The following is a 13752-nucleotide window of genomic DNA, read 5'->3' as shown; positions in this document are numbered from 1 at the left end:
CCATTGCGTTGCAATGGATGGGGCACCCAGCTCTGTGGTTAATCTTGCTGGTACACCAACAACTACTTGGTGAACGCCCGCGCCACCAAAGCCGCGCCCCACGAGATGATGATGCCGCGCAGAATCAACCATGCATCCCATTGCCAGCCCAGCAGAAGAAAACTGGCCGCAACCCCGAGGAAGTAGATCTCGCCCAGAATCGCCTGCCCCCATGCGGGCTTTAGGCCGCCTGCAGGAACTCGCGGCTGCAGGCTGGGGAGTAACCGCGGCACGGCCGCCTTATAGCTCAGATACGCTGGGCCACGCTGTTCTTCGAGGAACGATTCCTCCCGCAGAATCAGGCGGAACTGAAACACCGTAATCAGTACCACGGCCAGCAATGCCGCCAGCGGCTGCATCAGCACGGCGATCCCCAGGGTATGCAGAATGGTGCCCAGGTACAGCGGATTGCGGGTATAGCGATACGGGCCGTCGGCGATGACACGTTCGCCGTGCATGCCAGAATCTTCGACGACTCCAACACCGATGTAGGCCGTACCCCAGGTCCGCAGCCAGGCTCCAGCGCAGGCCAGCAGCGCGGCCAGCACCAGGACAGTCTCGGTTGCCGTGGCGAAGCCGAGGCCGGCGCCTTTCATCAGACCACCGGAGAGCTCGACCCAGACCGACTGGCGGCCGACATTCATCCAGCCTTTATTCCACGGGGCAGTAAAGCCGACGGTGAAGATAACAGCGTGAATCAGGTACCGCAGGCGATACTCAAGCGCGGTCGCGCGCAGCCACTTCATGCCAGCGCCTCGAGCAAACGATCGAAGTCGTCGACATTGGCGTACTCGATGACGACTCTGCCCTTGCCATTCTTGTCCTCGATCCGGACCTTCAAGCCAAGCGTCCGCTGCAGCTTTGTCTGGGCTTCCTTGACGTTGGGATCGATCGGCGGCTCTTCCACTGTCTCGACCTTGCCCAGCTTGCGTTCCGGATTGAGCTGGTTCTGTACAAACGTCTCAGTCGCACGTACGGACATGCCCATCTGTACAACCTTAAGTGCTGCCTTTTCAATAAGATGAGCGTCTTCAAGGGCAAGCAGCGAACGTGCGTGCCCGAAGCTGATCTCTCCCACTTCTACACGGGCCTGGACCGATTCCGGTAACTTCAACAAACGAAGGAAGTTAGCGACACTCGCGCGATCTTTGCCGGTGCGCTTGGCCATCTGCTCCTGGGTCAGGCCGAACTCGCTCGACAACCGCTGGTAGGCCTTGGCCTGCTCCATCGGATTCAGATCGGCGCGCTGTAGGTTCTCGACAATGGTGATCTCCATCGCCTGCTCGTTCGAGACCTCTTTGATGATGGCCGGAACGGTCGTCTTACCTGCGCGCTGCGAAGCCAGCCAGCGGCGTTCACCGGCGATGAGCTGAAACTTGCCGCCCGGCAGCGGGCGCACCAGGACCGGCTGCGCCACACCCAGCTCCGCGATCGACGCGCTCAGCTCCGCCAGCGCCGTCTCGTCGAACCGGGTGCGCGTCTGGTAGGGGTTGCGCTCGATCGCTTCGACCGGAATCTCTTTCGGTTTGCCCTCGATGACGGTGACGGAGGGGGCAGCGGGCGGTGGGGCGACAGGTTCGGCGGCCGGCTTCTTGGAGGGAAGCAGGGCTTCCAGACCTTTCCCCAGTGCGGCGCGTTTGGCTCCAGTACTCATGGTTGAACGACTCCTGAGATGAGAAAACAGAGATCAGAGAAAAACTTCATCGGCCGGCCTACGGCCCATCGTGCAGGGACTACCCGGCCCATTCTGCAAATTACTACTTGTTGTAGGGCCAGAATTTGAACTCTTGCCCCGTCTTCGCTGCCTTGGCGCGTTCTTTCGCTTTCGGGCTTTCGATCTTGTTGCGCTTCAATAGCTCCAGCGCCAGGTCGCGGTAGGCATCCGATCCGCGTGACCGCGGGTCGTAGACCATTACCGGCTTTCCATGGCTGGGAGCTTCCGCCAGACGTACATTGCGGGGAATGGTGGTCTTCAGCAGCTTGTCCCCAAAGAACTCCTGCAGATTTGCCGTGACCTGCTGCGCCAGATTGGTGCGCTCGTCATACATGGTCATCAGCACACCTTCCAGCGCCAGGCCAGGATTGAAGGCCTGGGAGACACGGTCCAGAGTGCTCATCAGTTCGCTGATGCCTTCCAGGGCGAAATACTCGGCTTGCATCGGAACCAGCAGGCCATCGGAAGCGACCAAGGCATTCAGGGTCAGCAGATCCAGGGCTGGCGGGCAGTCCAGCAGGATAAACGGGAAGCGCTCCCGCAGAGGCGCCAGGGCATCCCGCAGACGGAACTCCCGGCGATCCTGCTGGATAAGCTCAATCGTGGCGCCGATCAGGTTCTTGCTCGAAGGGACCAGCTTCAAGGTGCCGATCTCGGTCGTGAGCATGGCGGCGTCCGGCGTTACGGCGGTCATCAGCACGTCGTAGGTGGACGCTCGCTCGTCATCCCGACCGAAACCGAGGCCACCGGTGGAGTTTGCCTGGGGATCAATATCGATCAGCAGGGTTTCCAAACCCTCCAGGGCGATTGCAGCAGAGAGATTGATGGCAGTCGTCGTCTTACCGACGCCGCCCTTCTGATTCACTATGGCCAGAACCTTGCTCATGGGAACAGAATTGAGCCTACGGGAGGGCGATACGAGGTTCAATATGYCGGCCTCGGATACCTGTGGAACGAAGGTGGAAAAGTGTTGTTCCACGTGGAACACGTGTAACGAAAACCCGCGCCAGTGCTCTACGAGACGCATCCCGGGACTTTTCCACCGGGAAAGAGAGCGAAGTTGAAAAAGGTAGCAGTTGCAAGCGGAAAGTGGAAGGCGTAAGGCATAAGTTGAGCAGCCGATTTTGCTTCCGAAGCGGCCGGATGTTCCACGTGGAACATCCGGCTCGGACGGCCCGAATCACCACGGACCGGGTGCTCTAGGTCCCGCCTTTGGGACCTGGGAATTCAAGCGAAGCTCGAACCGGTTGATCCCGAACCGACCCCGATCGGACGTTCCACGTGGAACGTGGACCTTTACGTTTGCCATCCTGAACAGAGTGAAGGACCACTTGTCCTCCCACCAACTCCGCTTAGTTTCGTCATTTCGGGACGTTGCGGAGAATCTGCTTTTCTCCCTTCGTGTCTCGGACTGGGCTCTAAAACTACAGTTCGAGCCTACGGCTCGAAATACCCAGGTCCCAGGATCGGGACATCCACCCCAACGAACTCGGTTCGTTGGGGACCCCGGGACCCGGGGCACCCCAAGCTATGACTATCCCGAAGCTGTCTTGAGTGGGGTGAGAGTTCAGGATCCGGGCATGTTCCACGTGGAACATGCCCGGGTCCACGCCATTACGTCTCTAAGCCTCAACTCTTCAACCCTCTTGTTCCACGTGGAACACAGCAACCACCCCATCGATAGACCCAGGCAGCGTCGTAATAGACTTCGCGGGCCGGCCTAACGCCTCAGCCTGGGCACGGGTTGTCAGCAACATCAGATCACCGCCCGGACGAACCAGCCTCTCCCCCACCAGAATCATCTCCTGCATCCTGTCCACGGCTCGCATCGCGACGACATCGAAGCTCCTCGTTCGCTTTTCAGTCTCAGCCAACCTTTCCGCCCGGTCTGCCCAGACCTCCGTCTTCAATCCCAAAGTCCGCACAACCTCCCGCAGAAACGCCGCCTTCTTCCCTTGGGACTCCGCCAGAGTCACCGCAATCTCAGGCCGCAGGATCTGGATCGGAATCCCGGGAAATCCGGCCCCAGATCCCAGGTCGAGCAGCGTCTTTGTCCCCTCCGGCACAAGTCCTCCGGCAAAGAGGCTCTCCCCGAAGTGCCGACGCGCCATCTCCTCCGGTTGCCGGATGGCGGTGAGGTTTGTCCGGGCATTCCACTTCATCAGCAGATCTAAGTACGCGGACAGCTTCTCTGCGACACCGCCGGGCACCCCGGCGGGAAGATACGGTTGCAGTAAAGACTCCAGAGTTTCCAGCGAAAGCGTAGCCATCGCCAAGAAGTCTATCGCCCGCAGCTAAATTCGGCGGAATTGAAGGAAATGTGGATAAGCCAAACGATTAACTGTGTCGTTTTTGCCACAGCCGCACTTCTTTGAATCGGGGCTACTCTGACTCTCGTCACAAGTTTGGGACGGTGATTGGAACGAGTGTCAGGTAAGCCCCATTACGAACGCACCATCGCCTCGGAGATCAGCTTCTCCGGTATTGGCCTTCACTCCGGAGCTCCTGTCACCATGCGCCTTATCCCTGCCGCCGCGGGGTCAGGTATCGTGTTTCGTCGCACCGACCTGGACGGCTTCGAGATTCCCGCCAACAATCGCAATGTTGCCAAGGTCAGCTACGCCACCAGCCTGATGCGCCAGGGCGTACTCATCTCTACGACCGAGCATCTGCTCTCGGCCTTTATTGGTTACGGCATCGACAACGTCATCGTCGAGATCGACAATCTCGAGCTCCCAATCCTCGATGGCTCCGCTGGTCCGTACGTGACCGAGTTCGAACGCGTCGGCAGCCGTCAGCAGCGCCGTAAACGGGAGTACATCCGCGTCCTCAAAGAGGTTGAGGTCCGCGAGGGCGATAAGTTCATTGGCGTCTACCCGGGCACCGGCTACCAGATCGACTACCTCATCGACTTCCCTTCACCGATCGGCCGCGAACGTTTCCTCGGCGACCTCGAGACCGGGGCCTACACCGACCTCATCGCTCCAGCCCGCACCTTCGGGTGGAAAGAAGATGAWGCGAAGCTTCGCGACATGGGTCTTATCCGCGGAGTCTCCGAGCAGTCAGCCATCATTCTTACCCGCACTGGCGTCCAGAATGGCCCGCTTCGTTTCCCCGACGAGTTCGTCCGCCACAAGGTTCTCGACCTGATCGGCGACCTCGCCCTGGCGGGCCGCCGCATCCAGGGCCGCGTCGTCGCCGAGCGAGCCGGGCACGCCATGCATACGGCCCTCGTCTCCCAGCTCATGAAAGACCGCTCCACCTGGGAGCTGACCCACGTCTACGACGAGGAGGCTGCCGAATCCGAGGCCTTCGCCCGCCTACAGCCTGTTCATGCCTAAAGCAGCCATCGCGCTAGGCTCCAATCTCGGTGACCGGCAGCAGCATTTATCCCAGGCAATTCAGCAACTTAGCGCCCTTGGACGGGTCATGGCTGTCTCCACCTTCCGCGATACCGCCCCGGTCGGCTACGTTGACCAGCCCCACTTCCTGAATGGCGCCTGCCTGCTTGAGACGGGGTTAACTCCTTTGGTTCTCCTGCGGGAAATGCTCGAAATCGAGCGCAAAATGGGTCGAAACCGCGCCCTCGTGCCGCAAAAAGGCCCTCGTGTGCTGGATCTCGACCTTCTGCTCTACGACGATCTCGTCCTCCATGAATCCGGACTTTCGCTCCCACACCCAGCAATGCATGAGCGGCTGTTTGTGTTGGAGCCATTAGCGGAGATCGCACCGGAGTGGGTCCATCCGGTGCTCGGACGGAGTATCCGAGAGATGCTTCATAGCCAATCCAGTGCTCCCATGTAAGCTCGCCAAGTGAACTTCAAGAGCATCCGATTCTCCATCCTGTTCCCGATTGCAGACCTAGTGCTCTGGTGTTTTGTTTTTCTCGCTCCAACGACGCTGTTATATCTCTCATTGCGGCAAGCCATGGGAGGGAGAGAGCAAGCAGTATTACGAAATGAAACTCAACAAGGCACTATCGAAGGTCAATTCCGCAAATCGGAATTGCTGATCTTTGCTTTGAATGCAGTGGGCCTCTCTCGGGAAAAGACGCTGGTGTCTCTGGATTTCCCTGGCGTCATTGGGGAGATTCTGATCTCTCTGCCAACAAGGTGGCCTGCAACCTATCATCCATCCCGCCTGATGATGGACACCTGGAGAGATCTCACCTACCCGATCCTCTCGTTACCGTTCTGGTGGTTCGCCGGTACCGGATGGGACGCCTTGTTCTACAGGCGGCAGATTCGCTGGCCATTTCTTCTTCTTGGCACGCTGCTTTCTGTCCTGTTCATCGTCGCCTATTTCGGTCTCAGGTCGGCAATGGATCCATCTGAACAGGAAGAGATGGTTCTTCATCTGTGGGCAGTGATGCTCTGGGGATTGCTTTTTCTACCGATGCCCATTGCCTGGTTCCGGCAGTGGCGTCGGCCCGCGAATCTTGAGCCGGCTTCGTAAAATAGACGAGTGTCCCTTAGCTTTGAACTCCTGAAAGAATCCGGCCCTGGACGCCGGGCGACTCTTACCCTGCCCCATGGCAAGGTAGAAACCCCGGTCTTTATGCCGGTCGGCACGGCTGCTTCCGTGAAAGCCGTCCCGCAGGATGTCATGGAGACCAACGGAGCCGAGGGCAAGGGTGCTGCCATCATTCTGGCCAACACCTATCACCTCTATCTCCGTCCGGGACACGAGCTGATCCGCCGCGCCGGCGGCGTGCACAAGTTCATGAGCTGGAACCGCTCCATGCTCACCGACTCTGGTGGCTTTCAGGTCTTCAGCCTGAGCGAGCTGCGCAAGGTCACTCCCGATGGCGTCGAGTTCCGCTCGCATCTCGATGGATCAAAGCACTTCTTCTCGCCCGAGCACTCCATGGAGGTCCAGATCGCGCTTGGCGCGGACATCATGATGGCCTTCGATGAGTGTGTCGAAACCCCCGCCACATGGGAGCGCACCAAAGAGTCGATGGGGCTGACGCATGCCTGGGCGCAGCGATCGCTCGACTACTGGAAAGAACATCGTCATGAAGTGCCCTGGCACAGCGAGCTTGATGAAAGTCACCAGGCGCTCTTCGGCATTGTGCAGGGAGGCATGTATAAGGATCTCCGCGCCGAATCAGCCGAGCGGCTGGTCGAGATGGACTTCCCCGGCTATGCCATCGGCGGCCTTGCTGTCGGCGAACCGCGTGAGGTCACGCGGGAGATGATCGCGCACACGCTCGAATATCTCCCCAAAGACAAGCCGCGCTATGTGATGGGCGTGGGTTATCCCGACGAGATCGTCGAGTACGCCCGTATGGGTGTCGACATGATGGACTGCGTGCTGCCTACCCGCGCCGGCCGACACGGCCTTCTCTTCACCAGCCAGGGACGCCTGAATATCAAAAACAGGCAGTACGCCGAAGATCAGAACCCTCCTGATCCGGCATGCAGCTGTATGGTCTGCCGTCGCTATACGCGCGCCTATCTGCGCCACCTGATGCACAGCGGCGAGCCGCTGGCGCTCACCCTGGCGAGTGAACATAACCTCGCCTTTTATCTCGACCAGATGCAGGCGCTTCGCAACGAATTCGATCAAGCGAAATGATCGTTTCGCCGGCGAAACGCCAGGGTAGCCTACGCAGGAACTATGTTGTCCGTAAATGCAATTGTGCAATGGGTAGGTTCCGTGACACAGTTGAGGCATACAAGACGGGCCTGAGCGCGCATTCAGAGCAGTAAGTACGGTAACGGCCAAGCAAGAAGGATTGCTCCATGAAGCGATTTGCCTGTGGTCATGTGGTCTCCGGCCCCTCGACTCGATTTGCCGCGCACCATCTGGATGGAACTCTGGCAGGGCCAACGAAGTGTGCTCCCGTGGAGTACGGCCTTACTCTACCTTCGGTGAACGGATAGCGCGCGGGCTGGCTATGTACATCAACCTCGCCAAGCGCGAGCAACAACGCCGCATGATCTCAGATTTGCTCGAAGGCGATATTCCATTCGGCTTCCACTATCAGCCAATCGTCGATCTTGAACGTGGTCTGGTGGCCGGTTACGAAGCGCTCGCGCGTTTTCCTGCCGAGATCGCCTCGTCTCCGAATCAGGTCTTTCAGGTAGCCGGCGATCTAGGCAGACGTGCGGATCTGGAGAGCGTGGTCCTGCGTAGTGCTTTCTGGGAGCGGTCGAAGCTTCCGCCGAAGTGCTTTCTGACCATCAATGCAGGTCCGTCTCTTCTGCTTTCGCGGCAGTGGCAGCAGTTACTAAAAGAGATCGGACATTTCGGTGGAACCGTCTTTGAGATCACGGAAGACGAACCCATTCACGATTACTCCATCCTACGGTCCCGTCTCGATCAGATCCGTGAAGCCGGCGGCCACATTGCGGTTGACGACACCGGCGCCGGATACGCCAGCCTGAAGCATGTCATGGAGCTGCGTCCCAACTTCATTAAGCTCGACCGGTTTTTTGTCGGCGGTTGTCACAAAGAGCCGGCCCGTTCTTCGCTGATCGAAATGATGGGCACCATGGCCAGCCGTATCGATGCCACGATCATCGCCGAAGGTGTGGAGACCGCAAGCGAGCTGGAAGAACTCATCCACCTCGGTGTTTCGTTGGCCCAGGGTTACTACCTGGGGAAACCCTCTGCGGAGATGCTTCCTTTGCCTGCCCTGCAGGCCGAAGCCATTCGCACGCGGGCAGAGGCCAGGCAGCAAGGCAACCTGTGGGGCGTGATCGACAGTTGTTTCACCTGCTCCGACGCGGACACAGCCGCAACTTACCTTGACGCGAACGACGAAGCACATGTCGTCCTGCTGGTGGACGAGGCGAACCGTCCCTCCGGCATCGTTGAGCGGCACTCCCTGATCGGGATTCGCCACTTGGCCAAGCCGATGAAGGTCCAGCGCGAGAGCGATCTGCGCGCGGTGCTCCAACGATGCCTCAGCAGACCCCTGGCTCACCGTTTCGACCCGATCGTCGTCGTTGGAGCCGACGGACGGATGGCCGGTGTGGCCACCGTGGACCGGATGGTGAAGTTCGTTTTGGAAAACGGCCCCCTGCTCGATATGCGCGCCGCGGAGGTGCGGGCGCTCATGGGACCAGGGGACAGGGATATGAAAGCGGGTACCTCCGGGTGTTAACAGACGTCCGCCTGGGAGGCAGTTTCCTTGACATGTCGGAGCGGCCTCAGCGATGCTGGAGCCTAGCACCCTTCCATCCGGGCAGGCAGACCTGCGTCCGTTTACGGACGTAGCCATCGACCGGCATGACGCGGGCAGCGTCCATCCAGGACGGGCCCGACTTCAAAAAGGACATCGGGTGATCATTTTCGATCCGGTTGGTTCGCGTCCGTAAGGCCGCGCCCCGCCGGTGTGTTGAAGGACGCTCGCGTTGACCGTATCCGCACCTGTCTCAGCCATAATCCTGCAGATTGCCCAGGGATCTTCTCTGGTTACGATGCTGCCTATCGTTCTTATGATTGCTGTCTTCTACTTCCTGCTGATTCTTCCGAATCAGCGCAAGCAGAAGAAGTGGCAGCAGATGCTCGGTGATCTCAAGGCCGGCGACCGCGTTACAACCTCCGGCGGCATCAAGGGCGTCATCCTGTCGGTCAAAGACGATTCGCTGATCCTGCGCGTCGCTCCCGACAACCTGAAGCTCGAGTTTGCCAAGAGCGCCATTGCCAGCGTTACGACCGGCGAGGAAGAAAAGTAGCCATGCAGAAGAAGCTCGCCGGTCGGACCGGCATTATTGTTGCGACCCTGGTCATCTTTACTTATTTCATCTTCTTCGGCTCCGGCCTGCCGAAGAAGGGCAGCGTGAAGCAGTTGCTGACCAACAGCATCCACCTCGGCCTCGACTTAAAGGGCGGTACCCACCTCGTACTGCAGGTGCACGTGGCTGAAGCCGTCGCCGCCCAGACCGACTCGGATGTCGCTCGCCTCCAGGTTGACCTGGCCAAGGCCGGAGTCACCGGTGTGCAGGTCGCCAAGCTCGACCCCACCAAGGTCGACATTATTAACGTTGCGGCCTGGGTGACAACCAGATCCTCATCGAGCTGCCCGGCATCTCCAACGCCGACGAAGTGCACAACGCTATCCAGTCCACGGCTCGTCTTGAGATTCACGAGGTTGTCGCCGGACCCGCGGCGACTGAGGCCGACGCCCTGCAGACCCTCGGCGGCTCGCTTCCCCCGGACGACATGATCGTGAAGGGCGCAAATTCGGTTACCGCCGCCGGTAACAGCGACATGTTCTACGTGCTCAAGCGCGTGGCCATCGTCTCCGGTACTGACTTCCGCGGAGCTCAGCCGGTTCGCGACCCCAACACCGGTCAGTCGCAGACCAGCTTCAACCTGACCAGCGGCGCCGGCGAACGCTTCTATGAGTTCACCAGCGCGAACGTCGGCAAAGGCATCGCCGTCGTCCTCGAGAACCGCGTCCGCAGTGTGGCCAGCATCAAGAGCGCCATTCACGACTCGGGCGTGATCGAAGGTCTTTCGGAAGACGAAGCGAAGAACCTCTCGCTCATGCTCCGTACCGGTTCCCTGCCCGCTTCCATCTCGTATCTCGACACGCTGACCGTCGGTCCGTCCCTGGGCGCGGCTTCGATTACGCACGGTGTCTATGCCGCCGTCGCCGGCATGCTCGCTGTGATGTTCTTCATGCTCCTCTACTACCGGGGAGCCGGCATCAACGCCGACCTGGCGCTGGTTCTGAACCTGGTCATCCTGCTCGGCTTCATGGGCCTGACCGGATCGACGCTGACCCTGCCGGGTATCGCCGGCGTGATTCTGACCATCGGTATGGGCGTCGACTCCAACGTTCTGATCTTCGAACGTATCCGTGAAGAGCTGCACCTGGGCCGTACGCCCAGCGCTGCGGTGCAGAACGGTTTTGCGCACGCGTGGGTCACGATCATCGATACCCACGTGACGACGATCGTCTCGGCGGCCATCCTCTTCCTCTTTGGCACCGGTCCTGTGCGTGGATTCGCAGTGACCCTGACCTTCGGTCTGTTGGCCAACATCTTTACCGCGGTCTTCGTTTCGCGCACCATCTTTGACGCGATCCTGAACCGCAAGCAGCGCGGCGAAGCGCTCTCGATCTAATACGGAATTCTCGGAGCAACAACAGTGGAACTGTTTCGCGACATCAATATCGACTGGCTGGGCAAGAAGTGGTATCTGCTCGCCTTCTCTCTTGTCTTTTCAGTGGCCGGCATCTTCAGCATGCTCTTCTGGCACAAGATTCCGTACGGCGTGGACTTCAAGGGCGGCACCCAGGTGCATGTCAGCTTCGACCGTACGCCCAGCGAAGACCGTATCCGCTCCGCCTTCGACGCGTCCGGAATTAAGGATGCGAAGATCCAGGCGGTGAGGGGCGACCAGGCTGCTCGTCCCGAGGTCCTGATCTCGCTGCCCGAGAAGAGCGATGCCACCGGCTTCGATGCCCGCGCCGCGGTGCTTAGCGCCCTGGAGGCGAACTATCACGATGGCGGCTTCAAGGTAGAAAGCTCCCAGACCATCGGACCGACGGCCGGCGAACAGCTCCGTCACCAGGCCCTGTTTGCGACGCTGTACTCGCTGCTCGGCATGCTGGTCTATCTCTGGTTCCGCTTCGAGCTCATCTATGGAGTGGCTGCCGTGGTCGCTGTCTTCCATGACACGCTGATCACCATCGGCGCCTTCAGTCTCACCAACCAGGAGATCACCCTGACGGTGGTAGCGGCGATTCTGACGCTGGTCGGTTACTCCATGAACGATACGATCGTCGTCTTCGACCGTATTCGCGAGAACCTGGCGACGGCGCGCCGCGAGACCCTGTCGACCGTGGTGAACCGCAGCATCAACCAGACCCTGAGCCGTACCATCCTGACCTCGGGCCTGACCTTCCTCACCGTCCTCTCGCTGTATCTCTTCGGCGGAGAGGTACTGCACGGCTTCAGCTTTGCGCTGGTGGTCGGCATCCTGATCGGAACTTATTCGTCGATCGCGGTGGCGGCTCCCATGCTGGTGGCGTATCAGGACTGGCGCATTGCCAAAGGTAAGGCGGCATCGCTTCCCGGCGGCAAGCGGGCGTAATTGGGCTGGGTTGCACCCTCTTCGGTGCAACCCAGAAACTTTTTCATTTTTTTCAGGAACACCTCCCTATTCCGGGAACAAAATCAGAATCTGCGGTGTCTGTAGCACGTAGGCTCACCTCCAATTTGAGGGTTGCAACTATGTTTGAAGACTCGTTGATGGAATCCGGCGGCAAGATCCAGTCCAAGTCCAAGTACTGGATGATCGCAACCTTTAGTTTCAACGGGGTCATCATCGCATTGATGATCCTGATTCCGCTGCTGTATCCCGAAGCGCTGCCTAAGACGGCGATGACGGCGATGCYCAGCGCGCCCCCGCCGCCACCTCCGCCTCCGCCACCCCCGCCACCGGCGCAGGTGATTAAGCCGATCAAGGTCATCAGCGAGCTGGACCAGGGTTTGCATGCTCCGACCAAGATCCCCAAGGACATCAAGATGGTTAAGGAAGACGCTGCGCCTCCGCCGCAGGTCGCCGGTGTTGCCGGCATGGCGGGCATGGGTGGCGGTTCCGGTTCCGGCATCGCTGGTGGCGTCCTGGGTGGTATCGGTACGGCTCCGGCTCCGGTCGTGAAGGTGGCTCCGCCCAAGGGACCGACCCGCGTTTCGGCCGGCGTGATGGCTGGACAGATCCTGGTGAAGACCAACCCGGTCTATCCTCCGATCGCCCGCGCCGCTCACGTCCAGGGTTCGGTAGTGCTGCATGCCGTGATCTCGAAGACCGGCACCATCCAGAACCTGACGGTCATCAGCGGACCTGAGATGCTGCGTAACGCGGCCGTCGAGGCTGTGCAGCAGTGGAAGTACAAGCCCTAYCTGCTGAATGGTGAACCCACCGAAGTGGATACCACCATCACCGTAAACTTTACGATGGGAGGCTAAGTCTCAAGACTTAGCAGCAGGTTTCGACATTGCGGGGGCTGTGGCCCGGTTGGCACAGCTCAAACAATCAACGTTTTGCATCACACGTAGTACCGGAAGTCCCAATCAGGAGGAAAGAATCAAGTGATTCTCGCTCATCTCGCAACTTTCGCCCCCCACAGCATCGGCATGTTTCTCCAGGAGGGCCAGGTAAGCTTCTCGCTCATGGGTCTGTGGACGAACATGGGCTGGCTGGCCCGTATCGTCGCCATCATCCTGTTCATCATGTCGATCTGGTCGCTGGCTGTGATCATCGATCGCGCCCTGTATTTCTCGGCTGCCCGTAAGCAGTCCCGTGAGTTTGCTCCCAAGGTTGCCGGCGCTCTGAAGGACGGCCGTCTGGATGAGGCGATCAAGATCGCCGACCGTTCCAAGAAGTCGCACCTGGCCGAGGTTGTTACCGCTGGCCTGCAGGAGTTCCGTTCGTTCGGTTCCGGCGGTTCCATCACCGAGGATCAGATCGAGTCTGCCAAGCGCGCTCTGGAGCGCTCTGAAGCTATCGTTCACGCCAAGCTGAAGCGCGGCCTGGGCGGTCTGGCCACCATCGGTTCCACCGCTCCCTTTATCGGTCTGTTCGGTACGGTAGTCGGTATTCTTAACGCCTTCCAGCAGATCGCCACCCAGAAGACCTCCGGTATCGGCGCTGTCGCCGGCGGTATCTCGGAAGCCCTGGTAACGACCGCGTTCGGTCTGCTCGTAGCTATCCCGGCCGTTATGTGCTTCAACTTCTTCACCGGTAAGGTTGAGTCCTTCGACGTGGAGATGGACAACAGCTCCTCGGAGCTGGTGGACTACTTCATCAAGCAGTCGCACCGCTAAACAGCCCAAGCGAGAATCTCCGCCTCGCACCCCGGTCAGCCGCCGCGAAACGGTATGACCGGGGTCCGGGCGGCCTGAAACTCTCGCAGTACGAAAAGACTCGCTTAAGGAGCAACTCCGATGGGAATGGCATCTCGGAACCTCGAGGGTGCAGTAAACTCCAACATCAACGTCACACCGATGGTGGACGTGATGCTGGTGCTGCTG

General features: G+C 59.6%; 15 protein-coding genes and 2 pseudogenes. 13 read left to right on the top strand and 4 right to left on the bottom strand.

All coding sequences use genetic code 11. The features are described from left to right. Positions 1 to 62: 62 nt before the first annotated feature. The 4 genes from AB4043_RS04270 to rsmG all read right to left on the bottom strand — a co-directional run bounded on the left by AB4043_RS04270 (position 63) and on the right by rsmG (position 4023). A complete protein-coding gene (locus AB4043_RS04270) occupies positions 63 to 785 on the bottom strand; it encodes a methyltransferase family protein (RefSeq protein ID WP_442302516.1) in 723 nt (240 codons plus the stop codon). Further along, positions 782 to 1693 (bottom strand): ParB/RepB/Spo0J family partition protein, encoded by a 912-nt coding sequence (locus AB4043_RS04265; RefSeq protein WP_442302517.1) that lies wholly within the window; start codon positions 1691 to 1693, stop codon positions 782 to 784. Before AB4043_RS04265 ends, AB4043_RS04270 begins: the two co-directional genes overlap by 4 nt. 103 nt (positions 1694 to 1796) lie before the next feature. Next, a complete protein-coding gene (locus tag AB4043_RS04260; RefSeq protein WP_442302518.1) occupies positions 1797 to 2639 on the bottom strand; it encodes a ParA family protein in 843 nt (280 codons plus the stop codon). Positions 2640 to 3390: 751 nt separating this feature from the next. After that, positions 3391 to 4023, bottom strand: a complete 633-nt coding sequence (gene rsmG / locus AB4043_RS04255; protein ID WP_442302519.1) for a 16S rRNA (guanine(527)-N(7))-methyltransferase RsmG — start codon at positions 4021 to 4023, stop codon at positions 3391 to 3393. 156 nt (positions 4024 to 4179) lie between these two features. On the opposite strand from rsmG, the gene lpxC reads away from it, so the two are divergent. From lpxC to AB4043_RS04190, 13 genes and pseudogenes are all read left to right on the top strand, one after another. Continuing rightward, entirely contained in the window at positions 4180 to 5094 is a 915-nt protein-coding gene (gene lpxC / locus AB4043_RS04250) for a UDP-3-O-acyl-N-acetylglucosamine deacetylase (RefSeq protein WP_442306553.1), read from the top strand. Beyond that, entirely contained in the window at positions 5087 to 5557 is a 471-nt protein-coding gene (gene folK, locus AB4043_RS04245) for a 2-amino-4-hydroxy-6-hydroxymethyldihydropteridine diphosphokinase (protein WP_442302521.1), read from the top strand. Before lpxC ends, folK begins: the two co-directional genes overlap by 8 nt. A 252-nt stretch (positions 5558 to 5809) precedes the next feature. After that, on the top strand, positions 5810 to 6208 hold the full coding sequence (locus AB4043_RS04240; protein ID WP_442302522.1) for a hypothetical protein: 399 nt from the start codon (positions 5810 to 5812) through the stop codon (positions 6206 to 6208). A gap of 9 nt (positions 6209 to 6217) precedes the next feature. After that, on the top strand, positions 6218 to 7333 hold the full coding sequence (gene tgt, locus AB4043_RS04235) for a tRNA guanosine(34) transglycosylase Tgt (RefSeq protein ID WP_442302523.1): 1116 nt from the start codon (positions 6218 to 6220) through the stop codon (positions 7331 to 7333). Positions 7334 to 7500: 167 nt separating this feature from the next. After that, positions 7501 to 7641, top strand: coding sequence for a hypothetical protein (locus tag AB4043_RS04230; RefSeq protein ID WP_442302524.1), 141 nt, complete (start codon positions 7501 to 7503; stop codon positions 7639 to 7641). 14 nt (positions 7642 to 7655) lie between these two features. Beyond that, positions 7656 to 8867, top strand: coding sequence for an EAL domain-containing protein (locus AB4043_RS04225; protein ID WP_442302525.1), 1212 nt, complete (start codon positions 7656 to 7658; stop codon positions 8865 to 8867). A 250-nt stretch (positions 8868 to 9117) separates the two neighbouring features. After that, on the top strand, positions 9118 to 9441 hold the full coding sequence (gene yajC / locus AB4043_RS04220) for a preprotein translocase subunit YajC (protein WP_442302526.1): 324 nt from the start codon (positions 9118 to 9120) through the stop codon (positions 9439 to 9441). 2 nt (positions 9442 to 9443) lie between these two features. Next, positions 9444 to 9599 (top strand): annotated as a pseudogene (locus AB4043_RS04215) (hypothetical protein); the annotation flags it as partial. 158 nt (positions 9600 to 9757) lie between these two features. Then, a pseudogene (locus tag AB4043_RS04210) lies at positions 9758 to 9814 on the top strand (hypothetical protein); the annotation flags it as partial. After that, complete coding sequence (gene secD, locus AB4043_RS04205) at positions 9812 to 10837, top strand: protein translocase subunit SecD (protein ID WP_442306552.1); 1026 nt, start codon at positions 9812 to 9814, stop codon at positions 10835 to 10837. The pseudogene AB4043_RS04210 and the gene secD, both read left to right, overlap by 3 nt. A gap of 24 nt (positions 10838 to 10861) precedes the next feature. Then, positions 10862 to 11809 (top strand): protein translocase subunit SecF, encoded by a 948-nt coding sequence (gene secF / locus AB4043_RS04200; protein WP_442302528.1) that lies wholly within the window; start codon positions 10862 to 10864, stop codon positions 11807 to 11809. Between the two features lie 140 nt (positions 11810 to 11949). Beyond that, positions 11950 to 12687 carry an energy transducer TonB gene (locus AB4043_RS04195; protein ID WP_442306551.1) on the top strand — a complete coding sequence of 246 codons (738 nt, stop codon included), beginning with the start codon at positions 11950 to 11952 and terminating at the stop codon, positions 12685 to 12687. Positions 12688 to 12810: 123 nt separating this feature from the next. Next, positions 12811 to 13545 (top strand): MotA/TolQ/ExbB proton channel family protein, encoded by a 735-nt coding sequence (locus tag AB4043_RS04190; RefSeq protein ID WP_147646192.1) that lies wholly within the window; start codon positions 12811 to 12813, stop codon positions 13543 to 13545. Positions 13546 to 13752 lie beyond the last annotated feature (207 nt).

Source organism: Terriglobus sp. YAF25 (genome assembly GCF_052113305.1).
Taxonomy (GTDB): Bacteria; Acidobacteriota; Terriglobia; order Terriglobales; family Acidobacteriaceae; genus Terriglobus.
The sequence above is the reverse complement of the archived record's forward strand: the minus strand, read 5'-3'. Positions and strand labels throughout refer to the sequence as shown.

Excerpts from the sequence above, each read along its gene's own strand:
- AB4043_RS04230 (WP_442302524.1), top strand. The coding sequence starts at position 7,501 with ATGAAGCGATTTGCCTGTGGTCATGTGGTCTCCGGCCCCTCGACTCGA.
- AB4043_RS04265 (WP_442302517.1), bottom strand. The coding sequence starts at position 1,693 with ATGAGTACTGGAGCCAAACGCGCCGCACTGGGGAAAGGTCTGGAAGCC.
- rsmG (WP_442302519.1), bottom strand. The coding sequence starts at position 4,023 with ATGGCTACGCTTTCGCTGGAAACTCTGGAGTCTTTACTGCAACCGTAT.
- AB4043_RS04270 (WP_442302516.1), bottom strand. The coding sequence starts at position 785 with ATGAAGTGGCTGCGCGCGACCGCGCTTGAGTATCGCCTGCGGTACCTG.
- AB4043_RS04225 (WP_442302525.1), top strand. The coding sequence starts at position 7,656 with ATGTACATCAACCTCGCCAAGCGCGAGCAACAACGCCGCATGATCTCA.
- AB4043_RS04260 (WP_442302518.1), bottom strand. The coding sequence starts at position 2,639 with ATGAGCAAGGTTCTGGCCATAGTGAATCAGAAGGGCGGCGTCGGTAAG.
- folK (WP_442302521.1), top strand. The coding sequence starts at position 5,087 with ATGCCTAAAGCAGCCATCGCGCTAGGCTCCAATCTCGGTGACCGGCAG.